The organism is Glaciihabitans sp. INWT7 (genome assembly GCF_014217685.1).
In the GTDB taxonomy this organism is placed as follows: Bacteria; Actinomycetota; Actinomycetes; order Actinomycetales; family Microbacteriaceae; genus Lacisediminihabitans.
The window spans coordinates 524,945-549,629 of record NZ_CP043653.1; the positions used below are offsets into that span (position 1 = coordinate 524,945).

A 24,685-nucleotide genomic window follows, 5' to 3' on the forward strand; every position below is an offset into this window, starting at 1 on the left:
ACCCTCCCTCAAGAAAAGGATAGAAACATGAAGGTAGTCATCACCGGCGCACACGGCAAGGTCGGCCGCGCCGCCACCCAGGCGCTCCTCGACGCAGGTCACGACGTGCTCGCCACCGACCTCTCACGCCCCGGATTCGAAAGGCGCGAGGAGGGCTCGGCGCGCTACATGATGGCCGACCTCACCGATGCAGGCGAGGCCTTCGCCGTCGTGCGTGGCGCCGATGCGGTCGTGCATGTCGCCGCCATCCCCGAGCCGACCGGCAACCCGGCACACGTGGTCTTCCGCACCAACCTGATGGCGACCTTCAATGTGCTCGAGGCGGCGGTGCGTTTCGGCGTGAAGCGGTTCGTGAACATCTCGAGCGAGACCGTGCCCGGGTTCTTCTTCCCCGAGCGTCCCTTCCTCCCGGACTACGCGCCGGTGGACGAGCTGCACCCGGCCCACCCGCAGGATCCCTATGCGCTCACCAAGCACTTCGGCGAGCAATTGATGAACGCGGCGGTCGAGCGCAGTGACATCCGTGCCATCTCGATCCGCCCGAGCTGGGTGCAGAACGAGGGGAACTACGAGCAGAACCTCGGCCCGCAGGTTCGCGATGCCTCGGTGCTCAGCCCCAACCTGTGGAGCTACATCGACGCCTACGACCTCGCCGATGCCATCGTGCTCGCCACCGAGTCGGAGCTTCCGGGCCACGAGGTGTTCTACATCGCCTCGCCCGACAACGTCGGCGGCCACGACTTCGCCGAGGTATTGCACCAGTACTACGGCGACAAGATCGAACTGCGTGAGCTCGACCGGGTCGACGCCTCCGGCATCTCCAGCGCGAAGGCGCAGCGGATGCTCGGCTGGACGCCGAAGCGTTCCTGGCGTGACTACCTCGACGCCGACGGTCGGGCCATCGCCAAATGAAGCGCACCAGCGGGATCATCAATCCGCAACTGTCGCGAGTGATCGCGGAATGCGGCCACACGGATGCCCTCGTCGTCGCCGATGCCGGGTTGCCGATCCCCCTGGGAGTCGAACGCATCGATCTCGCGTACCGGGCCGGATCGCCGGCATTCCTCGACATCCTCGATTCGGTGCTCGCAGAGTTCATCGTCGAGCGAGCGGTGATCTCCGGCGAGATGGAGACGGAGAGCCCGGGGATGCTCGCTGCGGTGAAGGAACGCCTCGATCAATTCGGGGTCTCGGTCGAGGCGGTGCCTCACGGAGAGTTCAAGGCTCTCACCCGGGACGCCCGCGCGATCGTGCGCACCGGCGAGTACACGCCGTACTCGAATGTGATGCTCTTCTCCGGCGCTCCCTTCTAGCCGCACCACCGGAGTGTCACGCGCGGAGCAGAAGTCTGGTGCGCGTGGCACTTCGGTCAGCGGAGGGGCTTGATCCGCCGACTCAGGTGCCGGCGGGGGTGAACCGCACCGGCGGTGTGCCGCAACGTGCGGGACACCGGTCAGCGCAGCTCGACCATCCGTTCGAGCGCCGGGAGCGCCGCCTCGATCGCGGCGACCTCCTCGGCAGACAGCGGCTCGAGCAGTTCGGCGACGATCTGCTGGCGCACCCTCCGCGCCACCTGCACGGCCTCGAGCCCAGCATCCGTCACCTTGATCAGTGAGGCGCGACCGTCGGCCGGATCCGTCGTGCGCGAGACCAGTTCCTTGGCTTCGAGTTCGGCGACCAGACGGGTGATGCTCGGAGCGGAGACCAGCTCAACCTGCGCAAGCTCGGCGAGGCGGATCGGACCGTGTTTCGCCACCGACACCAGCGCAGACAGCAGGCTGTGGCTGAGCCCGCCCCGTGCCGACCGCAGTCGGCGGGTGAGCTGGCCGATCACGAAGGCGAAGCGCCCGGCAGAGTCGGTCAGTAGTCGATCGATGGTGCCACGCCCTCTCGAACCCGGCCGGCGAGCGCCGGTCTAGACGTTGCTCATCGTAGCGGCGGCGCCCCGCGGAAGCTCGTCGGCAATCGGCTCCTCCTCGTGGATGTACTTGCCTCCCGCGGTGAGGGACGCGATCGCGCCGATCACCGACATCACCGCGGCAGCGATGAAGACGATCACGAGGCCAGAGTGGAAGGGGTCCGCGATCAGCTGCGGGAAGAAGGTCTTGCCCGTGAGCGCGGCCGCGTTCGAGGACGACAGTGACTTCAGCACGCCGGTCGGTCCGAGAATCGATTCGATCGGGTTGTAGCCGAGGAAGGCGGCGAACAGGCTTCCGACCGGGGGAGTGGCCGCGACCTGGTTGGCCACGGTAGACGAGACCCCGTGGGCGGTGAGCCCGGAGCGCAGCGCGTTCGGCAGGGTGGTGGCGAGGCCGGCGATCATCAGCGAGAAGAAGATGCCGATCGACAGCGAGTTGCCGGCGTTCTGGAACGTGCCGGTCATTCCGGATGCCGCGCCACGCTGGTTCGCCGGCACGCTGTTCATGATGGCGGTGCGGTTGGGGGCCGCGAAGAGGCCGGATCCCACCCCGTTGAGGAAGGTGATGAGCGCGAACAGCCAGTAGGGGAAGTCCACCGGGATGAGCAGCAAAGCCACGAAAGTGGCGGCGACGAGCAGCAGTCCTCCGGTGGCGAAGCCGCGGGCGCCGAACCGGTCGGACAGCGATCCCGACACCGGTCCGGAGACCAGGAACCCGATGGTGAGGGGAAGCAGGTAGATACCCGCCCACAGGGGCGTGCTCTCGTAGGAGTAGCCGTGGAGGGGCAGCCAGATGCCCTGCAGCCAGATGATCAGCATGAACTGCAGACCACCCCGGCTGATCGAGGCGAGCAGGCCGGCGAAGTTGCCCCAGGCAAAAGCCCGGATGCGGAACAGTCGCATGTTGAACATGGGGTCCGTGGTGTGCAGCTCGAGGAACACGAATCCGATCAGGAACGCGATTCCGCCGATGATCCCGGTGAGCACCCACGGGTTGAGCCACCCGGTGGAGGAATCGCCGTAGGGCTGGATGCCGTAGGTAATGCCGGTGAGCAGCGCGACGAGTCCGATGGCGAAGACGATGTTGCCCGGCCAGTCCACTTTCCCCGTGGCCCGGGTACCCACTTCGCGCAGCGACTTGTACGACCAGATCGTGCCGAGGATGCCGAAGGGCACGCTCACGACGAAGACCGCGTGCCAGTCGATCTCGGCGAGCACCCCGCCGACGATGAGCCCGAGGAAGGTGCCAGCGATGCCGGCGACCTGGTTGATGCCGAGGGCGAAGCCGCGGCGTTCGATCGGGAATGCGTCGGTGAGGATCGCGGTGGAGTTGGCGAACAGCATCGATCCGCCGACGGCCTGCACCACGCGCCATCCGATCAGCCACAGGGCGCCCTGCCCACCGGTGAAGGGGTCGAACACGAGGAAGATCGCGGAGATCGTGAAGATGACGAAGCCGAGGTTGTAGATCTTCACGCGGCCGTAGAGGTCACCGAGCCGGCCGAAGCTCACGACGAGCACTGCCGTGACGAGGATGTACCCGGTCAGCATCCAGAGCAGGTAGCTGACGTTGCCGGGCTCGAGCGGGTTCAGCTTGATCCCGGTGAAGATGGCCGGGAGCGAGATCAGCACGATCGACCCGTTGATGGTGGCCATCAGGATGCCGAGGGTGGTGTTGCTCAGTGCAATCCACCGGTAGTTCGGGTGGTCTTTGTTGAACATCCCGGTTCTCGTCTTCACGGTCTTCTGCCCCACGATTTCCTCCGTCTCCAGGTCTCGTCGTTGAGCGCCCACGCCAGTGACTGGCATTTAGTTACTTGTTGTAAACTAAGTATAACCGACCACCGTGCCCGATTCCCTAACATGGAGCCATGACCCTCCCCACCGACTTCACCGCCCTGGGCGATGAGCACTTCGTTTCGTTGACGACCTTCCGCAAGTCGGGGGATGCGGTCTCCACCCCGGTGTGGATCGCCCGCGACGGCGCCGACCTCATCGTCACGACTCCCGCGATGAGCGGCAAGGTCAAGCGGCTGCGCAACAGTCCGCGTGTGGAGCTGCGTGTCTGTGATCGCCTCGGCCGCGTGAAGGACGGCGTGCCGGTGATAAGGGGAAGCGCCGCCATCGAGTCCGGTGACGACGTCACGGCGAGACTCGACAGGATCTTCGCCGCCAAGTTCAAACTCGAATACAAGATCTTCATGTTCATCGAGAGCCGCGGCAAGCAGGGCACGAAGGATCGCGTGCTTCTGCGGATCACGCCGGCCTGACCGAACCGCAGCTCGGCTCGTCGGCTGCGTGATTGTGCCCCGGACAGGGGGAGAAACACGCATTCTGTCCCCTCCCTGTGACGGAATGTAAGCAGCGAAACGCCCCCACTTCGGGGGCGACTTTCGGCTCCTCCTCCCGTATTTGCTTGTGATGCCCCTGCGCGGGGCCTACCGTTGGCCGTAGGCGCGGCGAAGATCTGTCGGTCTCACAGGGGTTCGGGGGAATCTGGCATGAAGCGGTTCGCACTACTCACGACGGTTCTCACCGCCGTTCTGACGCTCGTTCTGCCGTTCATCGGCGGAAGCGGCCCGTCGCTCACCGGCTCTGTGTCGGCCGCGTCTGCGGCCGGTTCTGCGATCCCCCGCTATGCCTCGTCTCTCGCCGCTCCGGCGGCGACCACCGCGGTCGCACCGGTCACGGTCGTCACCAATGAGGTGCTCGTCGCGAAGGCCCAGGCAGCCACGGCGGCCTACCTGAAGTCCGATTCCGAGCACCTGGGTCAGAAGCCCGTGCCGATCCCGGTCGTCGTCGCCCCGCCGGCCGCACAGCCCTCTGCGAGCGGTCACCGCGCCAGCCGGGGTGGCTCGAGCGGCGCTGCGAGCGCTGGGGGAAGCACCGCCGACCGTCGGGCCGCGGCAGCAGCGGCCGGCACATCATGCCCGGGCAGCGCGGGCGGCGGCGGCAGCGCACCGGGCGGAAGCGAGTCGGGCATCGGCGGAACCACCAGCGGCGACATCCAGTCCTTCTCGGCCACGCTGAATGCCATTCGCGCTGCCAACTGTCTCCAGTCGATCGCCCCCAGCAACTTCCGTTATGACTCCTGCATGGAGCAGCGCCTGTACTGGATGGCCGAAGACCCGAGCACCAACCCGGGCAACACCTGGGGACACTCCGGTGTGCGGAGCCTCGCCCCCGACGCCAACGGGGTCTACTACTCGGACGCTGTGCCGGCCAAGGGCTGCGACGGCAACCTCGCGGGCGGATCGGGCAACAGTGGAGCGACAGTGGCCCAGAAGTGGTGGGACTCCCTCGCCCACCGCGCGTCCCTCTATCGCCCCGGAGTGGCGAGCACGAGCGGCGTCTGCATCTACTTCGCGATGACCCACGGGGGCGTGCCCGGCGAGAGCAGCGGCTTCACCCGCGCCGCCGCGCGCTGGGGTGGCTGCTGAGCCCCTGCTAGATTCTGGTCTCATGACTACGGACGAGACGTCGAACCCACCCGCACCGATTCGCTGGGGCATCCTCGGCACCGGGTTCATCGCCCATACCCAGACTGCGGATCTCGTCGGATGCGGCTTCACCGTCGCGGCGGTGGGATCGCGCTCGCAGGAGTCGGCCGACGCGTTCGCGGCCGAGTTCGGCATCCCCGTTGCACACGGAAGCTATGAAGACCTCGTCTCCGACCCCGGGGTCGACGCGATCTACATCTCGACGCCGCATCCGTTCCATGCCGAGAATGCGCTGCTCGCGCTGCGGGCCGGCAAGCATGTGCTGGTAGAGAAGTCCTTCACTGTCACTGCTGAGCAGGCCCGTGACGTGGTCGAGGCCGGCGACGCCGCCGGGCTCGTGGTGATGGAGGCGATGTGGACCCGTTTTCTGCCCCATATGTTGCGAATTCGAGAGATCATCGCCGCCGGAACCCTCGGCGACGTGCGAACCCTGATCGCCGATCACAACCAGAACCTGCCGAAGGATCCGCTGCACCGCCTCAACAACCCCGAGCTCGGGGGCGGCGCCCTGCTCGATCTGGGTATCTACCCCGTGTCCTTCGCCTTCGACCTCTTCGGCACACCCACGCAGGTGAGGGCGCTGGCGGCGATGACCGCGACCGGTGTCGACCGGCAGACCGCCATCCTGCTCGCATTCGAGGATGACCGGCAGGCCGTGCTGCACTGTGCCCTCGACACCAAGGGCCCGAACACCGCGTCGATACTCGGAACGGATGGCCGGATCGATATCGACACCGTGTGGTATTCGCCCACGAGTTTCACGGTCTTCGATGCCGAGGGTGTGGTGATCGAGCGCTTCGAGAGCGATGTCTCCCATCGTGGCATGCAGTATCAGGCGTGGGAGTTCGAGCGGCGTATCCGGGAGGGCGACCACGCTCCGGCCATCCTTCCGGCGATCGAGAGTGTGCGCATCATGGAGACCCTCGATGCCGTCCGAGCGCAGATCGGCCTCTCCTACCCCGGCGAATAGGCCCGGTTATCATAGGGAGGTGAGTGACCCGAAGGATCCGCAGCTCCCCCAGCCGCCGATCGATCCCCAGACAGAGGCGCCGGTGCAGCCGCCGACGGCGCCTCCCTCGGTGCCGCTGACCAGACGCGAAGCGCGGGAGCTCGAACAGTCCGGCCAGTTGCCCGTCGCCGCGTCAGTCCCTCCGGCTGCCGAGCCTCCGGCTGCCGAGCCTCACGCTGCCGAGCCTCCCGCCGCCGAGCCTCACGCTGCCGAGCCTCCCACCGCCGAGCCTCCGGCCGCCGAGCCCACCGTGCTTCTCCCCTCCTCCGGCACCGCGCTCTTCTTTCCGTCCCCGCCCATCGAGCAACCGACGCAGTTGCTTGCCGCCACCCCTGCGCCGCAGGCCGCCGCTGGGGCAGCTCCCCCCGGCGCTCGCGGCGGCATCTTCGCGCTCATCGCGAAGCATCCGAATGCCTGGCTGTTCTCGGCTCTGGGCGTCGTCTTCGTCCTCCTGGCCACCGGATCCGTGCTGACCGGCATGGCCGTCGGCTCTGGCTCGGCGGATGCTTCGGCTCCCGGTGCCGCCGCGGGTCCGAGCACGACGCCGGCCCCCACGCCGACCCGGGACGTCCCCGCCGCGATCGCCGCTGCCACCCGGCTGCGCACCTGCTCGGTCGTCGCGCCTGCTTCCGACCCGAACCTCCTCACCTTCCAGGCCTCGGTGATCAACGCCACGACCGGCGAGGTGCTCTTCGATCGTGGGGGCGCCACGCCCTCGCGCACCGCGAGCGTTCTCAAGACCCTCACCGCGGCCGCGGCGCTCAACGTGCTCGGGCCCGACTACCAGATCTCGACCAAGGTGTACGCGGGAGCAACGCCCGGCACGGTAGTGCTCGTCGGTGGCGGCGATCCCACACTGAGCGCGCTACCGGCCGGCCAGGAGAGCGTCTACCGCGGCGCCCCCAAGCTGAGCGATCTGGCCGCCCAGGCTCAGGCGAAGAGCGCGGTGCCGATCACCGACATCGTGCTGGATTCGAGCTTCTGGGATCCGAACGACAACTGGGATCCGAGTTGGGAGCGCAGCGAGCAGTCCGAGGGGTACCAGCCGGAGGTCACCGCGCTCACCGTCGATGGTGGCCGCCAGAATCCCCAGAAGCAGGACAGCCCGCGCAGCAGTGAACCGATCGCGGACGCGGGCGCCGCCTTCGCCGCCGACCTCGGCATCTCGGGAGCCGAACACATCACCACCGGCACGGCACCGGCCGGCGCGGCACTGCTCGGTGAGGTGAAATCTCAACCCGTGCGCTCGCTCGTGGCCTACATGCTGCCGGTCTCCGACAACACCCTCGGCGAATACCTCGCACGCCAGACCTCGAAGGTTGCGGGCAACGACGGATCCTCCGGCTCTCTCGCGCAGGTGATCCCCGCCGCCCTCACCAAGTACGGCCTCACCACCACCGGAGTGGCCATTCGCGACGGATCGGGGCTCAGCAACAACAACGCGGTGCCCGCCGCGTTCGTCGCGCAACTGATGGCCAAGGTGTCCGCGGGCCAGCAGAATCTCAACATCATCTACGACGCGCTGCCCATCTCTGGCAAGACCGGCACCCTCGCCAGTCGGTTCACCGGAGCCAATGCCGTGGCAAGAGGAGCAGTCAACGCGAAGACCGGCTGGATCAAGACCGAGTACGCGCTCGCCGGCGTCGTGCACGCCACCGACGGCACGACCCTCGCGTTCGCGTTCTATGCCCTCGGCGCCATCAACAGTCGCACCATCCCGGCGCTCGACACGATCACCACCGCCGTCTTCAAGTGCGGTAACAACCTGTCGAACAACTGATCCCATGACCCGTGCCCTCTTCATCATCGACGTGCAGAACGACTTCACCGAGGGCGGCGCGCTCGGCGTCGAGGGCGGCGCGGCCGTCGCCGCGGCGATCTCGCGGTATCTGGTGCGGCATCCGCATCGCTATGACCAGGTCTTCGCCTCCCGAGACTGGCACGACGCCGAAGGCGACAACGGCGGCCACTTCGCGAGGGGGCACTCCGGCGAACCGGATGCCCCGGACTTCGTGACCACCTGGCCGGTGCACTGCGTGGCCGGCACGACCGGCGCCGACTACCACCCGGCATTGGACACCTCCGTGGTGACGGTCGGCGTGCGCAAGGGGCAGGGCCGGCCGGCGTACTCGATCTTCGAGGGCGTGACCGACTCCGGGCTCTCCGTGGCTCAGAAGCTCGACGAACTGGGCGTCGACGAGGTGGACGTGGTGGGCATCGCCACCGACTACTGCGTGCTGGCCAGCGCGCTCGATGCCGTGGCCGAGGGGCTGACGGTGCGGGTGTTCGACGACCTCGTCGCCGGGGTCGACCCGAGCTCGAGCGCCCTCGCCCTCGAGCGCCTGGCGGCCGCCGGCGTGCGGGTCGAAGGTGCCTCGCAAAACTAGACTGGTCGCATGAGTGCGATCTCCGAATCCGAGCTTCTGTCCCGCGTGCCCGACCGGCTTTTCATCGGGGGGGAGTGGGTGGAATCCACCTCCGGACGATCGATCGAGGTGGTCGATCCGTCGACCGGACTGGTGATCAAGACCATCGCCGACGCGTCGGTCGCCGACGGAGCCCTGGCGATGGATGCCGCCGCGGCTGCACAGGCCTCCTGGGCGGCAACCGCGCCCCGGGTGCGCGGCGAGATCCTGCGCCGGGCCTTCGACCTGCTGCAGGAGCGCGCCGATGAATTCGCGCTGCTGATGACTCTCGAAATGGGCAAGCCCCTCGCCGAGGCGCGGGGTGAGGTCACCTATGGTGGCGAGTTCCTGCGCTGGTTCAGCGAGGAAGCCGTGCGCATCGGCGGTCACTACGGGGTGAACCCCGAGGGCACGGGTCGCATGTTCGTCACCCGCTTCCCGGTCGGACCGTCTTTTCTCATCACGCCGTGGAACTTTCCCCTGGCGATGGCGACCCGCAAGATCGCGCCGGCGCTCGCCGCAGGGTGCACGGCCGTGGTGAAGCCCGCCGAGCTGACCCCGCTCACCACCCTCTATTTCGCGAAGCTCCTCGAGGAGTGCGGCCTGCCGAAGGGAGTGCTCAACATCATCACGACCTCCACTTCTGGCGAGGTCTCAGCACCGATCATCGCCGATCCCCGCTTGCGCAAGCTCAGCTTCACCGGGTCCACTCCGGTGGGCGTCCGCCTGCTCAAGCAGGCCGCCGACAACGTGCTTCGCACGTCTATGGAGCTGGGGGGCAACGCCCCGTTCCTGGTGTTCGAGGACGCCGATCTCGACGCCGCGATCGACGGCGCGATGATCGCGAAGTTCCGCAACATCGGCCAGGCCTGCACGGCTGCGAACCGGTTCATCGTGCACGAGTCGGTGGCCGAGGAGTTCGCCGCGCGAGTGACCGAGCGTGTCAAGTCACTGACAATCGGGAGGGGCACCGAGAACGGCGTCTCGATCGGGCCGCTCATCAACGCCGCCGCGGTCGCCAAGGCCGACGAGCTGGTGACGGATGCGGTCTCCCGCGGCGCGACGGTTCTCACCGGCGGAAACCCGGTCGACCGCGACGGCACCTTCTACGCGCCCACCGTGGTGACGGGGGTGACGCCCGGCAGCGACATCCTGCGCGAAGAGATCTTCGGACCGGTGCTGTCGATCACGACCTTCACCGATGAGGCGGATGCGGTGGCCAAGGCCAACGACACCCAGTACGGCCTCGTCAGCTACGCCTTCACGCGCGACCTCGCCCGTGGACTCCGACTGATCGACAGCATCCAGACCGGCATGATGGGGCTCAACGTGGGAGTCGTCTCGAATGCGGCGGCGCCCTTCGGCGGGGTCAAGCAATCCGGCCTCGGACGCGAGGGCGGCGACGTCGGTATCGACGAGTACCTCGAGACGAAGTACGTGCTCGCGCCGGCCACCGTCGCCCCCGCGGGTGCTGCATAACTCCTGCAGTCTGCCCGGGCGGGGAACGGGAGCCCGGGAATTCGGGGCCCGGCCAGCTCCCGGCTGCAGAGTGCAGGAGTTATGCCGGAGGGACAGTGGGGAGGGTGTCGCGTGACCGTCGTTGAGATCACGGACCTCTCCGACCCGCGACTGGCCGACTACTCCCACCAGACGGATGTCGCGCTCAAGAAGGCGCGCGGCACTGAGCACGGCCTCTACATCGCCGAGTCGGCACTCGTGTTGCAGCGGGCGCTCGCGGCCGGCCATCGGCCGCGTTCGGTGCTGGCGCTCGGCAACACTGTCGACGAGGCGAGAGCGCTGGTGGGCGAGGATGTGCCGATCTTCTCCGGGCCGAGCGAGCTCCTCGAAGAGCTGACCGGCTATCTGCTGCATCGCGGTCTGATCGCGGCGATGCACCGCCCGGCACTGCCTTCGGCACCGGCGCTGCTCGAGCACGCCCGGCGGGTGATCATCCTCGAGAACGTCGCGGACCCCACCAATGTGGGAGCCATCTTCCGCTCCGTCGCCGCGATCGGTGCCGACGCGGTGTTCGTCACTCCCCGCTGCTCAGATCCGTTCTACCGTCGCGCGATCCGCGTGTCGATGGGCACGGTGCTGCAGGTGCCCTGGACGCGGCTCGGCGACTGGCCGTCGACCCGGAAGCTGCTCGCGACTGCCGGGTTCCAGGTCGCGGCGCTGGCTTTGAGTGCGGATGCCGTGAGCCTGCGCGACTTCGCGGCTCCCGAGCGACTGGCGCTCGTGCTCGGCGCCGAGGGGGAAGGACTCACCGCGGACGCGCTTGCCAGCGCCGACACCGTGGTGCAGATTCCCATGGCGCATGGGATCGACTCGCTCAATGTCGCCGCGACCGCAGCCGTGGCGATGTGGGCCCTCGCCTGATCCGTCAGAGCGCCCGCATGCGGTTGTTCCGCGGGTCGTGGGTGAGTTCGGCGCGCCCGAGCTCTTCGAGCAGTGGCGGCAGGTACATCCCGAACCGGCCGCGATAGCCCTTGCGCAAGCCGTACCATCCGCCGACCGGATTGGTCTCGGCCCGCCCCCAGGCCTCGACCGTTCCCTCGGCTGGACTCTTCGACTCGTCGGCGGCACCCAGGTCGACCCAGTCGCCCTGCTCGGTGAGCCAGACGTGCAGGTCGTCGATCGCCCGAGACTGGTATTTCAGTGTGGTGGAGCCCACCTTGCAGACCAGTTCCTCGTCCTCGACGAACATCGTGTATGCGGATGATCCGGGCGCCGTGACCAGCTCCCAGGGGTCGTCCTTCGTTCCTGCGCCCATCGGGGCTCCTCTGCTCAGCAGAAATCTAGCGCATTCGACACGTCATCATTCAGGAATATGTGGGGCTGGTGAGACGGATGCTGCTGGAGCCGACCTCGGCCGCCTCATCCGTCGCAGAGGTTCCTGATTGACGAGGAGCGCGGGAGAGGTCAGACGAGCAGCTGGTGTTTCGCGAGTTCGCGGTACAGCGGGGTGCTCTTCACGAGTTCGGAGTGAGTCCCGACACCGACGACGCGTCCGTGGTCGAGCACCACGATCTGGTCGGAGTCGACCACGGTGGAGAGGCGGTGTGCGATCACGATCAGGGTGCGGTTCTCGGCGACGGCATCGATCGCCTCTCGGAGCAGCTGCTCGTTGAGCCCATCGAGAGACGACGTCGACTCGTCAAGCAGCAGGATGGGAGGAGCCGCGAGCAGTGTGCGTGCGATGGCGAGGCGCTGGCGCTCGCCGCCGGAGAGCATCACGCCCTCCTCGCCGACCGCCGCATCCAGGCCCGTGTCGCTGCGCTCGAGCACCGCGGTGAGATTCACGTCGTGGAGCACTCTGATGCACTCCTCGTCGGTGGCGTCCGGGGCGCCGAGGGTGAGGTTGTCGCGCAGGGATCCTGCGAGCACCGGGGCATCCTGTTCCACATACCCGATCTGGGCACGCAGGGCTTCACGATCGAGCCCACGGATGTCGATGCCTCCCAATCGCACCAATCCGGAAGTCGGATCGTAGAAACGCTCGATGAGCGCGAGGATCGTGCTCTTACCGGCGCCGGACGGACCGACCAGCGCGGTGCGTTGCCCTCGCGGGGCGTCGAAGGAGACCCCGTGGAGCACCGTGAGGTCTTTGGGCGCAGACTCCTCGACGAGCTCGGACTGCGCGACGTGGTCGGTGACGGATCCGGGCTGCGGGGGGACGACCGGAGCCGCCGGGTAGGTGAAGGTCACGTCGTGGAAGCTGATCGCGGAATCCGAGGGCATCGGCGCAGCGGGTTCGATCGCCCCGTCGAGCTCTGCCTCACTCGGAAGCGTCACGATCTCCTGGATGCGCCCGAGCGCACCGAGCGCCTGGTTCACCGAGGTGATCGCGCCGAAGGCCTGCCCGAGCGGCATGATCAGCATGAAGAGGAAGAAGATGAAGGCCACCAGGTTGGCGATGGTGATGGCACCGCTAGCGACCCGGAAACCTCCGACACCGAGCACCACGAGCAGAGAGACCTGCAGGGCGATTCCGGCGATCGGCACGACGAGAGCCGAGATCTTCGCGACCTGGATGCCCATCTCCCAGGCGCCCTTGGCGTCCTTCTCGATCGCCGCGGTCTCGCGATCGGTGGCATTGGACGCACGCACGGTGCGGATGGCTCCGAGCGCGCGCTCGACGGAGGCGGCGAGATCACCCACCTTCTCCTGCTGCTTGCGACTCGCGACCCGCACCCGGCCGGACAGCAGCACGACCGTGACCACCGAGACGGCGATGACCAGCACGGTCAGACCGAGAAGCACGGGATCGATGACGAGCATCGCGATGAGGGCGCCGAGGAAGATGAGGGCGCCACCGATCGCGTCTACGAGGCCCTGGGTCAGGACCGCGTAGAGCAGAGTGGTGTCGGATCCGACGCGGGAGACGAGATCGCCGGTGCGCCGCGTGTCGAACTCGCTGATCGGAAGCCGGAGCATGCGCCGCACGAGCTGTCGGCGCGCGGAGAGCACGACGCTCGTGCCGGTGCGCTGCAGGAGGTAGTGCTGCACCCCGGAGAGGATCGCGGAGATCACGACCAGTGCGACGAGCAGGTACACGAGGGCGCCGAGGGGATCGTTCTTCTGCACCCGCGCGATCACCTGGCTCACCAGCAGCGGCTGCCCGAGGGAGGTCGCGGCCCCGAGCACGCTCAGGGCGATGACGATGCCGAGCACCTTCTTGTGTTCGAGCAGGTAGGGCAGAAGCTGGCTGAAGCTCGCGCGCGGCCCGTCGTCCTTCTTCGGGCGGGAGAAGGGAGAGCGGGAGGGGCGGGATGGCGTGCTTGTGCTCATGATGTCGTTTCCGTTGGGCGAGGCGAACAATCAAGCTTAGGCACGGCAGTGCTGGGAGATCGTACTCCGCAGGGAGCATGAGCGAGGCTCGCACTATGTCCCGGGGAGTGGTTATGGTGGATCATCGTGCCTATCCCTGTCATCGCCGCCAGTCTCCTCACCAAGAAATACAAGGACTTCGCCGCCGTCGACGGCCTCTCCTTCGAGGTCGCGCCGGGGGAGTCCTTCGGGCTGCTCGGTCCGAACGGCGCGGGGAAGTCCACCACCATGCGGATGGTGGGAGCCGTCTCCACCCGCACGAGCGGTGACCTCAGCATCCTCGGCCTCGATCCGGATGCGAACGGGCCAGAGATCCGCTCCCAACTCGGCGTAGTGCCCCAGCAGGACAACCTCGACACCGAACTCCGGGTGCGCGACAACCTCATCGTCTACGGGCGCTACTTCGGCATCAGCATCGCGGAGTGCGGGCGTCGCGCCGATGAGCTGCTCGAGTTCGCCCAACTCTCGGACCGCAAGAAGTCCAAGGTCGACGACCTCTCGGGCGGCATGAAGCGCCGGCTCACCATCGCGCGCTCGCTCATGAACGAGCCGCGCATCCTGCTGCTCGACGAGCCGACCACCGGTCTCGACCCCCAGGCCCGCCACATCCTCTGGGATCGACTGTTCCGGCTCAAGGAGCAGGGCACCACGCTGGTGCTCACCACCCACTACATGGATGAGGCCGAGCAGCTCTGCGATCGCCTGATCGTGGTGGACAAGGGCACGATCATGGCCGAGGGCGCTCCGGCCGAGCTCATCCGCCAGTACTCCACCAGGGAGGTCGCCGAGCTGCGCTTCGGGTCAGAGCGGAATGCGGAGGTGGCGCAGCAGATCGCCGGGGTCGGGGAGCGCATCGAGGTACTGCCCGACCGCATCCTCGTCTACAGCGAAGACGGTGACGCTGTGCTCGCCGAGATCACACGACGGGGGCTGCACCCGATCACGAGCCTGGTGCGTCGCTCCAGCCTCGAAGACGTGTTCCTGCGACTCACCGGACGGAGCCTGATCGAATGAGCGGCGATCGGATGAGCACCGATCGGACGAGCACCGATCGGATGGGCACCGTGAAGTCGGCCTCCCCGGTTGACGCGCGCGACACCGCCCTCGCCGGCGGGGTCAAGCCCCGGAGATGGGGATCCTGGTATGTCGCGGAGCACCGCATCCGTGGCATCAACTCGTATTACAAGACGCTGCTCGCGACGGCGATCGGCAGTCCGGTCATCTACCTCTTCGCCCTCGGAGTGGGGCTCGCAACCCTCGTCGACAAGAACCAGGGCGACGCGTTCGGGGGAGTGGGCTACCTCGCGTTCGTGGCGCCCGCGTTGATCGCCTCGGCCGCGGTGGAGGCGGCGTCGGAGGAGTGCACCTACCCGATCCTGATGGGCTTCAAGTGGAATCCGATCTTCTTCGGCATGAACGCGGCGCCGATCTCCGGCAACCAGATCGTGAACGGCATCTTCATCTCCGTGATCGCCCGGGTGCTCCCCACCGGCATCATCTACTACCTGATCATGCTCGCGTTCGGGGCTGTGCCCGACTTCTGGGGCTTCCTCACCGTGCCGATCTCGCTGCTCACCGGCATGGCATTCGGGCTCGTGATCGCCAGTTACATGGCCACTGTCGAGACGGATGCGGGCCAGCCCGCCTTCATCCGCCGGTTCATCATCGCGCCGCTCCTGCTGTTCTCCGGCACCTTCTTCCCGCTCACCCAGATGCCCATCTACCTGCAGTGGATCGGCTGGATCTCGCCGCTCTGGCACGGCACGCAGCTCGGACGGGACGTGAGCTACGGCAATGTCGAGCCGGGCTGGCTCGTGGCCGTGCACATCCTGTTCCCCCTCGCCCTCTGCGTCTACGGATGGTTGCGCACCCAGCGGGTCGTCACGAGGAGGCTCGACAAGTGACTGCGACACCGACCTTCGCCCCGGTTCGGCCGGAGCCGCGACCGCGCCGCAGAGGCCTCGGCGCACTGTACGCCGGCAACTCCCGCTCGGTGATCGAGCGCGGGCTCCTCGCCACCCGAAGCACCAACTGGCTGATCGTGGTCAGCGGGTTCTTCGAGCCGATCTTCTACCTGCTCTCGTTGGGCATCGGGCTCGGGGCTCTCGTGGGCGCGGTCACCACGTCGACGGGCCAGCAGGTGCCGTACGCGGCATTCATCGCTCCCGCGCTGCTCGCCGTCTCGGCCATGAACGGGGCGATCTTCGACTCCACGTGGAACGTCTTCTTCAAGATGCAGTTCGCGCGACTCTACGAGGGCATGCTCGCGACCTCCCTCGGGCCGCTGGATGTCGCGCTCGGGGAGATCTTCCTCGCCCTGCTGCGCGGCGTCGTCTACGCCGCCGGCTTCCTGCTGGTGATGCAGGCGCTGGGGCTCAACCTGGCCTGGACCGCGATCCTGGCGCTTCCGGCCGTGGTGCTCGTCGCCTTCGGCTTCGCGAGCCTCGGCATGGCGATCACCAGCTACATGAAGAGCTTCCAGCAGATGGACTGGATCAACTTCGCCCTGCTGCCGATGTTCCTGTTCTCAGCCACCTTCTACCCGCTGAGCGTCTATCCGCAGGTCATCCAGTGGGTGATCCAGGCGCTTCCGCTGTGGCATGGTGTCGAGCTCATCCGGGGCCTCACCACCGGTGCGCTCAGCTTTGCGATGCTCGGGCACGTGCTCTACTTCGTGGTCATGATCGGGGTCGGCCTGATCTTCATGACCCGGCGCCTTCGCGCGCTGTTCCTCGACTGAGTCCCTTCGGATTCGCCTGGCCACCGCCCGGAGTCGATCGCTGCGCCCCGCATCGCGGCGCCGCGCAGAGAGGACTATTCCACGATCGTCGTGAAGTCGCTGTCGCGGGTCTCCCGGGTCAACCGCAACGCCACCAGGGTGATCACAGCAGCCAACGAGAGGTAGAGGCCGACGAGGATCGTGCTGCCGCCGGCGAGTGCCCACAGCGCAAGCGCGATGTACGGCGCGACCGCGGCACCGATGATGCTGGACAGGTTGTAGCTCATCCCCGAGCCGGTATAGCGCACGTTGGTGGCGAAGAGCTCCGGCAGTTGCGCACCCATCGGTCCGAATGTGAGTCCCATGAGCGAGAAGCCGAGGATCAGCCACGCCATGACCCCCACGATGCCGCCGCCCGAGAGCGGCACGAACAGCAGCCCGAAGACGATGATGCCGATCGTGACGAGGCTGAGCATCCGTCGCCGACCGAAGCGTTCGGCAAGCGGGCCTGAGACCAGGGTGAAGATGCCGAAGAACACGACCCCGATGATCAGCATGATCAGGAACTCATTGCGCGTGTACCCGAGCCCCGGCACGAAAGCGGAGGGGTCGAACGGTTTGCCCGCGGCCTTGGCGGCGGCCGCGGCGACATCCACGGTCTTCGCGGAGGTGCCGAAGGCCAGCATGAAGGTCGTCATCAGGTAGAAGAGCACGTAGGTGGCCAGCATGATGAAGGTGCCGAGGATCAGCTGGCGCCAGCTGCTGCGGAATACCAGCGCGAGCGGCACCCGAGCGACAGCACCCTTCTTGATCACCTGGGTGAAGGCCGGAGCCTCGACCAGGCGGAACCGCACGTAGAGGCCGACGATCACGAGCAGCGCGCTGGCGAGGAAGGGGATCCGCCAGCCCCAGGCGGCAAAGGCGGCGGGACTCATCGAGAGATTGAGCACGAGGAAGAGCGCATTGGCCACGATGAAGCCGATCGGCGCGCCCAGCTGCGGGAACGTGCCATAGATCGCGCGCTTTCCGGCCGGGGCGTTCTCGGTGGCCAGCAGGGCCGCCCCGCTCCACTCCCCGCCGAGGCCGATGCCCTGCGCGAAACGGAAGATCACGAGCAGCAGCGGGGCGAGCACGGTCCAGCCGGGGGTGGAGGCCGACGGCAGGCAGCCGATGAGGAAGGTCGCGATGCCCATGGTCAGGAGGGAGGCGATGAGGGTGCCCTTGCGCCCGATGCGGTCGCCGAAATGACCGAACAGGATTGATCCGAGCGGACGACCTACGAATGCGGCCCCGAACACGGCGAAGGAGCTGAGAAGGGCGGTCGCCGGGGATTGTGTGGGGAAGAACAGGGCCGGGAACACCAGCACCGCCGCGGTGGCATAGACGTAGAAGTCGTAGAACTCGATCGACGTTCCGATGAGGCTCGCAAGAATCACTCGAGAGCGAGGATTCGCGGGGGCGGCGACGGTGGCGGCGGATGATGACATGAGCGACTGCTCCCTAGAGACGTGGATGACCGCCTCCGACCCTACCCCGCGTTCGGGGGTAGGCCGTGATGTCCACTCTGCCCCGCGGAGCGCGTGTCGACGGGGAAGAAGGGCTCGGCGCAGTGCGGGGAGGCGCTACCGCACGCCCTTGATCGGCAGGATGGCGAGACCGCCGAGCGCCGCCGCGATGGCCGAGCAGATGAAGAGGGCGGTGAACCCGCCGAGGGCGGCCACCACGAACGCGCCGAGGAGCGGAGCGAAGGCCTGGGGCACCGCGGTGGCGATGTTCATGATGCCGAGGTCCTTGCCCCGGCTGTGGGAGTCGGGCAGCACCTGGGTCGCGAGGGCCTGGTCGACGGCCATGAAGCATCCGTATCCGAGGCCGAGGAGACCCGCAGCGGCCATGGCGACGGGGAGGGCGGGCACGAAGGCGAGAAGCAGGGCGGCGAGCGCCTGCAGGTAGGCGGCGGCGTAGACGAACACCTTGCGCTGGCCGATGCGGTCGCTGAGCTTGCCGAAGCCGAGGGCCGCCGCGATGAAGAAGACCAGGTAGATCATGGTGAGCAGAAGCAGGTCGTCTTCTGCCGACTTGCCCCTCCCCAGGCCGTACATGAGGAAGTAGAGCAGCAGCGTGGTGCCGAGGGCGTTCCCGAGATTCACGAGGATGCGGCCGAGCAGTGTCCACCCGAAGTCGGGGAAGCGGATCGGGTTGATCCAGAACCCGCGGACCAGGCTCCCGAAGGTGAAGGGCGCGCGGAGTACCCGAGGCAGCACCTCATCCGGGATGAGCAGCAGGAACGGCATCACCAAGACGATCAGCAGCACCGCCATGAGGGCGTAACCGACGAAAGTGCTGAGCACGAGAGTGAGCACGAGCACGATACCGAGGACCGTGCCGACCGCCTGGGGCGCCGACACCCACCCGGAGACGAAGCCGCGTTGGTTCACCGGCACCTGGTCGGAGATCGTGGCAGTGATGGCGGCCGAGACGATGCAGAATCCGCTGAGGGCCAGCGACCAGAAGACCCCGACTCCCGCGATCGTGGTCTGGATGCCGAGCAGGAACAGGGAGATCGCGAAGACGAGAGTGCCGATGAAGATCCACGGTCGCCGCCGGCCGAAGCGCGAAGTCGTGCGGTCGGAGAGCGCCCCGGTGACCGGGTAGACGATGAGCGCGCAGGCCCCCGCGATGCCGGAGATGATTCCGAAGGCGACGACTGTCGACACCCAATCGGTGGTGGTGAAGAGCTCGCCGATCTGTTTCGGCAGCAGAAGTTGAATGGGGGTGAGCTGCGCCATCCAGATGCCGAGCCAGGCCGTGGCGAAGAGGGTGATCCAGCGCGCCGGCACCTTCCGTCGCGGCTCGGCGAAGGGAGTGAACGCGGCGGGTAGTGCGGGTGCAGTCATACGTCAGGCTCCTCCGACGCCAGAATAGTCGCCAGTGTGCCGACGCGATGGCCCGTGGATGCCCCCAGTTCGGGAGCTAGCCGTCGTCCTCTGCCCGCCACCCGGTGAACAACGCGGAAGCGTCGCTCACGAAGGTGCCGCGTGGCACGGTGCGCCCGCAGTCGTAGACGCGCAGCTTCGCCGGCTTCGAGTCGGCGAAGCGCAGCGTGATGTCGGTCGCGAGCCCCCCGGTGCACACGTCATTCAGGGTCTGGTCGAAGTTCAGGACATCGATCGAATACTTCGTGACGAGTGCGGTGAACGCGGCGATGCGTGCCGCGTCCGTCGTCTCGTGCGAGGAGGCGGTGAATCCCTCGACCGCCTTGGACTGGCTGTACTGGATGCTCGTGATCGGCGTCAGGGCGGGCCGGGATCCCGAATTGAGGCTCACGATGAGAATGACCAACGCCACGGTGACCACCGCCGCGACGACCGCGATGAGCCGCACCTGAAGCCGCGATTGCGGCTGCACGTCAGGCCGGTTCGATGACGGAATGGCTGCTGAGACTGCGCGAGACCTTGCCGGGATCCTTCAGGAACACGATATAGGTGAACCCCGCTGCGAGCACCACCGCGATCACGATGGCGAGGACGATCAGGATCTTGAAGGGGTTGCTCACGCAGCCAGCCTACCTTTCAGCGAGTCCGACGAAATCAGCGGGACAGGCCACGGATGATGACGGCGGTGGCGAGGGCGGCCTCGGCGGCCTCCGCGCCCTTGTCCTCCTTCGACCCGGCCAGTCCGGCGCGGTCGAGTCCCTGTTGCTCGTCTTCCAGGGTGAGCACACCGAAACCGACGGGCTTGCCGGTGAGGATCGCCACCTGGGTGAGGCCGCTCGTCGCGGCATCCGACACGAACTCGAAGTGCGGGGTGCCGCCACGGATGATCACACCGAGGGCGACCACCGCATCCGCTCCTGCGTCAAGAGCTGCTTTGCTGACCACAGGAAGCTCGAAGCTGCCGGGCACGCGCAGCTCGGTCACCTCGGCGCCGGATGCCGCGAGCACTCGCCGCGCGCCTTCAAGCAGTCCGTCCGTGATTGCTTCGTGCCAGCGCCCGGCCACGATGGTGACTTTGAGGCCGGTGCCGTCGGTGATGATCTCTGGTGCTCCGTCGCCGCTCATGCGAGGTGTCCTTTCGGGGTTTCGAGGATGCGCTGGTGTGCCCGCGCAGACCGTTCGAGTTCGGTGTCGCCACGCAATTCTGTGGTGCTGGGAAGGATGTGGCCCATGCGGTCGCGCTTCGCCTCCAGGTACTGCTCGTTGAAGTCGCCGACGCCGACCACGAGAGGCACCTGCTCGGTGACCGTGATTCCGCGGTCGCGCAGCTGGCGCAGTTTCTCCGGGTTGTTGGTGATCGCCCGTACCTCGCTGAGGCCGAGGTCCTCGAGGATCGCCACGGCCGCGCTGTAGTCGCGACCGTCGGCGGGGAAGCCGAGCGCGATGTTCGCGTCGAGGGTGTCGAGCCCGTCTTCCTGCAGGCGGTAGGCCTTCAGCTTGTTGATGAGACCGATGCCGCGCCCCTCGTGGCCGCGCATGTAGATGACGACTCCGCCTTCGGCCTGGATCTGGTCGAGGGCGGCATCCAGCTGCGGTCCGCACTCGCATTTCAGCGAGCCGAACACCTCACCGGTGAGGCACTCGGAGTGCACGCGGATCAGCGCGCCGTTCTGCGGGGTTCCGCTGATGATGGCGAGGTGGTCCGCTCCGGTCATCCGGTCCCGGTAGGCGCGGAAGCGGAACGAGCCGTGGCGCGTGGGGATGCTCGTCTCGACCTCGAAGGTCACCCTCGACGTCTCGGGAATCGGCACCGCCAGCGGCACCGCGGTATCGCAGTGCTCGGCCTGGAGGAATTCGATGAGCGATTCGATCGTGATGACCGCGATTCCCTCGCGAAGTCCGAGCTGGATGAGCTCGGGAAGGCGCATCATCTCGCCGTCTTCGGCGACGATCTCCGAGATGGCTCCGACCGGGGTGAGACCGGCCAGCTTGAGCAGATCGACGGTCGCCTCGGTGTGCCCGTCGCGTTCCCGCACTCCGCCGTCCCGGGCCCGCAGCGGCATGATGTGGCCCGGGCGGTGCACGCTCGACGGCGTCGAGTCGAGGTTGGCGAGCACCCGCAGTGTGTGGGCGCGGTCGGCGGCGCTGATTCCGGTGCTGATGCGATCCGCGGCGTCCACCGAGACCGTGTAGTTGGTGCCGCGCGGGTCCTCGTTGTTGACGACCATCATCGGCAGCTCGAGGCGGTCGGCGATCTCGTTCGTCATCGGGGCGCAGATGAATCCAGAGCTGTTGCGGACCAGCCACGCGAGCCATTCCTGGCTGGCGAATTCGGCCGCGAGCACGACGTCGCCTTCGTTCTCCCGGCCTTCGTCGTCCACGACGATGATCGGTTTGCCCGCCCGGAGTTCTTCGAGGGCGGTGGGGATGTCAGCGAGACTCATGACTCGCTCCTTCCGGTTGTGGCTGATGTCTCGGCGAGGCGTGCCACGTGCCGCGCCAGGATGTCGGTCTCGATGTTGACAGTGTCGCCGACGGTCTTGAGGCCGAGGGTCGTCACGGCGAGGGTCTCCGGGATGAGGGAGACCTCGAACCAGTCCGCGCCGACGGCGCTCACGGTGAGGGAGACGCCGTCGACCGCTATCGAGCCCTTGCGGGCGACGAGGGGAGCGACGTCCGGTGCGAGCGAGAACCGCAGCACCCGCCAGGCGCTTCCCTCGGTGATGCTGAGCAGGCTGCTCGTGCCGTCGATGTGGCCCTGCACGATGTGGCCGCCGAGCCGGTCGCCCACCTGGGCGGCGCGCTCGAGGTTGACACGGGATCCGGCCGTGACGCCCGAGAGGGTCGACATCGCGATGGTCTCGGCCATGACGTCGGCGGTGAACCAGTCCTCGCCCCTGTCCACGACGGTGAGGCAGACCCCGCTCACCGAGATCGAATCGCCGTGGCCCGCGTCCGAGACCGCGAGCGGGCCGCGGATCGTGAGTCGCGCCGCATCCGGGGTCGGCTGCCACTCGACGACCTCGCCGAGTTCTTCGATGATTCCGGTGAACATCAGGTGCCTTTCTTGGTGGAGACGTTGGCTGGTCGGGCGACGACGAGCAGGTCGTCACCCAGTGATTCGATCCGGTCGATCGAGAGACGCCGGGCGTCGCCGATCGTGCCGACACCGATGTCGGTGAGGGCGAGGCGCTCGCCGCCGAGCAGCACCGGGGCGAGGTAGACGAGGTATTCGTCGACGAGCCCCGCGGCGACGAAGGCGCTCGCCAGCGTCGGCCCGCCCTCGACGAAGACGTGACGGATGCCCCGGGCGAACAGCTGGTCGAGAATCGTCGGCAGATCCCGGCTGCCCGTGATGATCGGGGTGCGGGGGTGTGCCATCACCCGAGAGGCCGCGGGGATCGCGCGCTCTCCGACCACCACCGGGATGGGCTGGTGCGGCATGAGTTCCCCGCCGTCTCCGCGGGCGGTGAGGCTCGGGTCGTCGGCCAGCACCGTTCCCGTGCCGACCAGGATGGCGTCGGACTGTTCCCGCTGCTCATGCACTCTCTGGCGTGCGGCGGTGCCAGTGATCCACTTGCTCGAGCCATCCGCCGCAGCGGCGCGGCCATCGAGGCTCGATGCCCACTTCACGGTGACGAACGGACGGTGCAGGCGTTCGGCGGTGAGCCATCCGCGGAGGGCTTCCGATGCCTCCTCGACGAGGACTCCGCCCTCGACCTGCACACCGGCCTCACGCAGTCGCTCTGCCCCGCCCCCGGAACGTTCTCCCGGGTCGGAAACGGCGAAGACGACACTGTCGACTCCGGCGGAGATCAATGCCTCAGAGCACGGACCCGTGAGCCCCTGGTGGTTGCAGGGCTCGAGCGTGACGATGGCGGTGAGACCCTTGGCGCTCGTCACCTGAGAGAGCGCGTCCACCTCGGCGTGGGGCGTGCCGGCTCCGCGGTGCCAGCCCTCGGCGACGATGACGCCGGAGGCATCCACCAGCACGCAGCCGACCTGCGGATTCACACCCGTCGACGGCCCGTTCGCGGCGAGAGACAGCGCATGGCGCATCAGCATCTCGTGCGCTGTGCCTGCCGATGGGGCCGTCATCCGGAATCTCGAATCTTCGTATCGAAGACGGACTCCGGGAACGGTGTCGACGGTCGCCGACATCGTTCGTGCGCACCCGAAGGCGAACACGCGTGCTTCCTCTCATCCGGACTGAGAGGCTCTTTCGAGCCTCATTACCGTCGGTCTCGGAATTCCACCGAGTCAACCGCCCCTCCGATGTTCTGGAGAAGCGGGTCGCGGACTGTCACCGCCGGTTCGGAATTCCACCGACCCCGGAGCACGTACTTCTTTGGTTCAGTCTATCCAACGTGGAGGACGCGGGGATATTCCCGGGTGCTCACTCCATGGCCGCGAGCTGGGTCGCCGTGACCTCGTCGACCACGAGGTCGGTGATGGCTCTGGTCGCGACCGCACCGCGGAGGGCGGGGAGCTTCGCCTGGCCGGAGACCACCGCGATTCGGCGGGGCGCCCTCATCAGCACTTCGAAAGAGGGGCCGCTCGAGCGGTCGTTGAGGGGGATGTCGTCGTGCGTGCCGTCGGCGCGGAAGAACATCGTGGCGATGTCTCCGACGACCTGCGAGCGCGAGAGCTCGTCGTAGTCGGCCCGGTCCAGATAGCCGCCGGCGTAGACATGGCTCGGCACGTCGGCGTTGGGTGATCCGATGCCGAAGACCGCGACATCCATCCGTCGCTGCACCGCGAGCACCCGTGCGGTGCTCCGCTCCCGCCAGAGGGCGTCCTTGGTGGCCGGGTCGTCGAAGAAGGCGGGCACCGGGAACTGCTGGACGGTCGCCCCGAAGGCGGAACCGAACCTGCCGATGATCTCGCTCGCATAGACCAGACCGGTGGTGTGCGCATTCCCGGCGCCGTTGAGCTGCACGACCTGGGTGTTGCGCACCGGTTTGCGTACGAGATGCCGGCTCACCGATGCGATGGTCGACCCCCAGGCGACACCGAGGATCATGTTCGAATCGACGAAATCGGTGAGAATCCGTGCAGCGGAGAGGGCGACACGATCGAGGCGGTCCACTTCGGTGGCGGCATCCCCCGCGGGCACGATGTGAGCGGTGAGCCCGTAGCGCTCGTGCAACTGGTGTTGCAACTGGGTGAGTTGGTCGATCGGCGAGTGCAGGCGGATCTCCACAAGCCCGGAATCTCGGGCGAAAGCGATGAGACGGCTCACGGATGATCGCGAGATCTGCAGCTCGGAGGCGATGGCATCCATCGTCAGGTTCTGGATGTAGTAGAGATGAGCCGCCCGCAGCGCGTCGGCGGTGCGGCTGTCGCCGTCGCTGTCGGTGAAGTTCATCTG

At 67.3% G+C, this 24,685-nt stretch carries 25 protein-coding genes and 1 riboswitch; of the genes, 12 read left to right on the forward strand and 13 right to left on the reverse strand.

Annotation, left to right across the window (positions count from 1 at the left end):
• The first annotated feature begins 27 nt into the window (after positions 1 to 27).
• Both F1C58_RS02595 and rbsD read left to right on the forward strand, forming a co-directional pair.
• Positions 28 to 912, forward strand: a complete 885-nt coding sequence (locus F1C58_RS02595; protein WP_185202471.1) for an NAD(P)-dependent oxidoreductase — start codon at positions 28 to 30, stop codon at positions 910 to 912.
• Positions 909 to 1,313 (forward strand): D-ribose pyranase, encoded by a 405-nt coding sequence (gene rbsD, locus F1C58_RS02600; protein ID WP_185202472.1) that lies wholly within the window; start codon positions 909 to 911, stop codon positions 1,311 to 1,313. Before F1C58_RS02595 ends, rbsD begins: the two co-directional genes overlap by 4 nt.
• 140 nt (positions 1,314 to 1,453) lie before the next feature.
• Here the strand turns inward: rbsD and F1C58_RS02605 are convergent, their stop codons facing one another.
• Positions 1,454 to 1,834, reverse strand: coding sequence for a MarR family winged helix-turn-helix transcriptional regulator (locus tag F1C58_RS02605; RefSeq protein ID WP_185202473.1), 381 nt, complete (start codon positions 1,832 to 1,834; stop codon positions 1,454 to 1,456).
• Positions 1,835 to 1,915: 81 nt separating this feature from the next.
• The gene (locus F1C58_RS02610) at positions 1,916 to 3,727 is read right to left on the reverse strand and encodes an MFS transporter (RefSeq protein WP_219732021.1); all 1,812 of its coding nucleotides are present in this window, start codon (positions 3,725 to 3,727) and stop codon (positions 1,916 to 1,918) included.
• Positions 3,728 to 3,789: 62 nt separating this feature from the next.
• On the opposite strand from F1C58_RS02610, the gene F1C58_RS02615 reads away from it, so the two are divergent.
• The 7 genes from F1C58_RS02615 to F1C58_RS02645 all read left to right on the forward strand — a co-directional run bounded on the left by F1C58_RS02615 (position 3,790) and on the right by F1C58_RS02645 (position 11,211).
• Positions 3,790 to 4,188 (forward strand): PPOX class F420-dependent oxidoreductase, encoded by a 399-nt coding sequence (locus F1C58_RS02615; protein ID WP_185202474.1) that lies wholly within the window; start codon positions 3,790 to 3,792, stop codon positions 4,186 to 4,188.
• Positions 4,189 to 4,419: 231 nt separating this feature from the next.
• On the forward strand, positions 4,420 to 5,358 hold the full coding sequence (locus tag F1C58_RS02620) for a hypothetical protein (RefSeq protein WP_185202475.1): 939 nt from the start codon (positions 4,420 to 4,422) through the stop codon (positions 5,356 to 5,358).
• Positions 5,359 to 5,380: 22 nt separating this feature from the next.
• Positions 5,381 to 6,388: a Gfo/Idh/MocA family protein gene (locus F1C58_RS02625; RefSeq protein WP_185202476.1), complete on the forward strand. Its 1,008-nt coding sequence runs from the start codon at positions 5,381 to 5,383 to the stop codon at positions 6,386 to 6,388.
• A 19-nt stretch (positions 6,389 to 6,407) separates the two neighbouring features.
• On the forward strand, positions 6,408 to 8,207 hold the full coding sequence (dacB, locus tag F1C58_RS02630; RefSeq protein WP_185202477.1) for a D-alanyl-D-alanine carboxypeptidase/D-alanyl-D-alanine-endopeptidase: 1,800 nt from the start codon (positions 6,408 to 6,410) through the stop codon (positions 8,205 to 8,207).
• A gap of 4 nt (positions 8,208 to 8,211) precedes the next feature.
• The gene (locus F1C58_RS02635; RefSeq protein ID WP_185202478.1) at positions 8,212 to 8,814 is read left to right on the forward strand and encodes an isochorismatase family protein; all 603 of its coding nucleotides are present in this window, start codon (positions 8,212 to 8,214) and stop codon (positions 8,812 to 8,814) included.
• A 9-nt stretch (positions 8,815 to 8,823) separates the two neighbouring features.
• On the forward strand, positions 8,824 to 10,311 hold the full coding sequence (locus F1C58_RS02640) for an NAD-dependent succinate-semialdehyde dehydrogenase (RefSeq protein WP_185202479.1): 1,488 nt from the start codon (positions 8,824 to 8,826) through the stop codon (positions 10,309 to 10,311).
• 111 nt (positions 10,312 to 10,422) lie between these two features.
• Complete coding sequence (locus F1C58_RS02645; protein ID WP_185202480.1) at positions 10,423 to 11,211, forward strand: RNA methyltransferase; 789 nt, start codon at positions 10,423 to 10,425, stop codon at positions 11,209 to 11,211.
• Positions 11,212 to 11,215: 4 nt separating this feature from the next.
• On the opposite strand, the gene F1C58_RS02650 is transcribed toward F1C58_RS02645, so the two are convergent.
• Together F1C58_RS02650 and F1C58_RS02655 are read right to left on the reverse strand one after the other, a co-directional pair.
• Positions 11,216 to 11,605 (reverse strand): DUF6855 family protein, encoded by a 390-nt coding sequence (locus tag F1C58_RS02650; RefSeq protein WP_185202481.1) that lies wholly within the window; start codon positions 11,603 to 11,605, stop codon positions 11,216 to 11,218.
• A gap of 149 nt (positions 11,606 to 11,754) precedes the next feature.
• Positions 11,755 to 13,623, reverse strand: a complete 1,869-nt coding sequence (locus F1C58_RS02655; protein WP_185202482.1) for an ABC transporter ATP-binding protein — start codon at positions 13,621 to 13,623, stop codon at positions 11,755 to 11,757.
• Positions 13,624 to 13,749: 126 nt separating this feature from the next.
• Between F1C58_RS02655 and F1C58_RS02660 the strand changes: the two genes are divergently transcribed.
• From F1C58_RS02660 to F1C58_RS02670, 3 genes are read left to right on the forward strand one after another with little or no spacing between them, the layout of a single operon-like run.
• Positions 13,750 to 14,676 carry an ABC transporter ATP-binding protein gene (locus tag F1C58_RS02660; protein ID WP_185202483.1) on the forward strand — a complete coding sequence of 309 codons (927 nt, stop codon included), beginning with the start codon at positions 13,750 to 13,752 and terminating at the stop codon, positions 14,674 to 14,676.
• A gap of 11 nt (positions 14,677 to 14,687) precedes the next feature.
• The gene (locus tag F1C58_RS02665; protein WP_255461224.1) at positions 14,688 to 15,566 is read left to right on the forward strand and encodes an ABC transporter permease; all 879 of its coding nucleotides are present in this window, start codon (positions 14,688 to 14,690) and stop codon (positions 15,564 to 15,566) included.
• Positions 15,521 to 16,402, forward strand: coding sequence for an ABC transporter permease (locus F1C58_RS02670; protein ID WP_185202484.1), 882 nt, complete (start codon positions 15,521 to 15,523; stop codon positions 16,400 to 16,402). Before F1C58_RS02665 ends, F1C58_RS02670 begins: the two co-directional genes overlap by 46 nt.
• A 74-nt stretch (positions 16,403 to 16,476) precedes the next feature.
• Here F1C58_RS02670 and F1C58_RS02675 read toward each other — a convergent pair whose 3' ends face one another.
• The 9 genes from F1C58_RS02675 to F1C58_RS02715 all read right to left on the reverse strand — a co-directional run bounded on the left by F1C58_RS02675 (position 16,477) and on the right by F1C58_RS02715 (position 24,682).
• On the reverse strand, positions 16,477 to 17,868 hold the full coding sequence (locus F1C58_RS02675) for an MFS transporter (protein ID WP_185202485.1): 1,392 nt from the start codon (positions 17,866 to 17,868) through the stop codon (positions 16,477 to 16,479).
• Positions 17,869 to 18,003: 135 nt separating this feature from the next.
• Positions 18,004 to 19,275 (reverse strand): MFS transporter, encoded by a 1,272-nt coding sequence (locus F1C58_RS02680; protein ID WP_185202486.1) that lies wholly within the window; start codon positions 19,273 to 19,275, stop codon positions 18,004 to 18,006.
• 76 nt (positions 19,276 to 19,351) lie between these two features.
• Entirely contained in the window at positions 19,352 to 19,786 is a 435-nt protein-coding gene (locus F1C58_RS02685) for a hypothetical protein (protein WP_185202487.1), read from the reverse strand.
• 1 nt (position 19,787) lies between these two features.
• On the reverse strand, positions 19,788 to 19,934 hold the full coding sequence (locus F1C58_RS02690) for a hypothetical protein (protein WP_185202488.1): 147 nt from the start codon (positions 19,932 to 19,934) through the stop codon (positions 19,788 to 19,790).
• A gap of 34 nt (positions 19,935 to 19,968) precedes the next feature.
• A complete protein-coding gene (ribH, locus tag F1C58_RS02695; protein WP_185202489.1) occupies positions 19,969 to 20,439 on the reverse strand; it encodes a 6,7-dimethyl-8-ribityllumazine synthase in 471 nt (156 codons plus the stop codon).
• On the reverse strand, positions 20,436 to 21,758 hold the full coding sequence (gene ribB / locus F1C58_RS02700) for a 3,4-dihydroxy-2-butanone-4-phosphate synthase (RefSeq protein WP_185202490.1): 1,323 nt from the start codon (positions 21,756 to 21,758) through the stop codon (positions 20,436 to 20,438). Before ribB ends, ribH begins: the two co-directional genes overlap by 4 nt.
• The gene (locus tag F1C58_RS02705) at positions 21,755 to 22,369 is read right to left on the reverse strand and encodes a riboflavin synthase (RefSeq protein ID WP_185202491.1); all 615 of its coding nucleotides are present in this window, start codon (positions 22,367 to 22,369) and stop codon (positions 21,755 to 21,757) included. Before F1C58_RS02705 ends, ribB begins: the two co-directional genes overlap by 4 nt.
• Positions 22,369 to 23,412 carry a bifunctional diaminohydroxyphosphoribosylaminopyrimidine deaminase/5-amino-6-(5-phosphoribosylamino)uracil reductase RibD gene (gene ribD / locus F1C58_RS02710; RefSeq protein WP_255461225.1) on the reverse strand — a complete coding sequence of 348 codons (1,044 nt, stop codon included), beginning with the start codon at positions 23,410 to 23,412 and terminating at the stop codon, positions 22,369 to 22,371. Before ribD ends, F1C58_RS02705 begins: the two co-directional genes overlap by 1 nt.
• A gap of 89 nt (positions 23,413 to 23,501) precedes the next feature.
• Positions 23,502 to 23,657, reverse strand: a riboswitch (FMN riboswitch).
• A 53-nt stretch (positions 23,658 to 23,710) separates the two neighbouring features.
• On the reverse strand, positions 23,711 to 24,682 hold the full coding sequence (locus F1C58_RS02715) for a sugar-binding transcriptional regulator (protein ID WP_185202492.1): 972 nt from the start codon (positions 24,680 to 24,682) through the stop codon (positions 23,711 to 23,713).
• Positions 24,683 to 24,685: the final 3 nt, after the last annotated feature.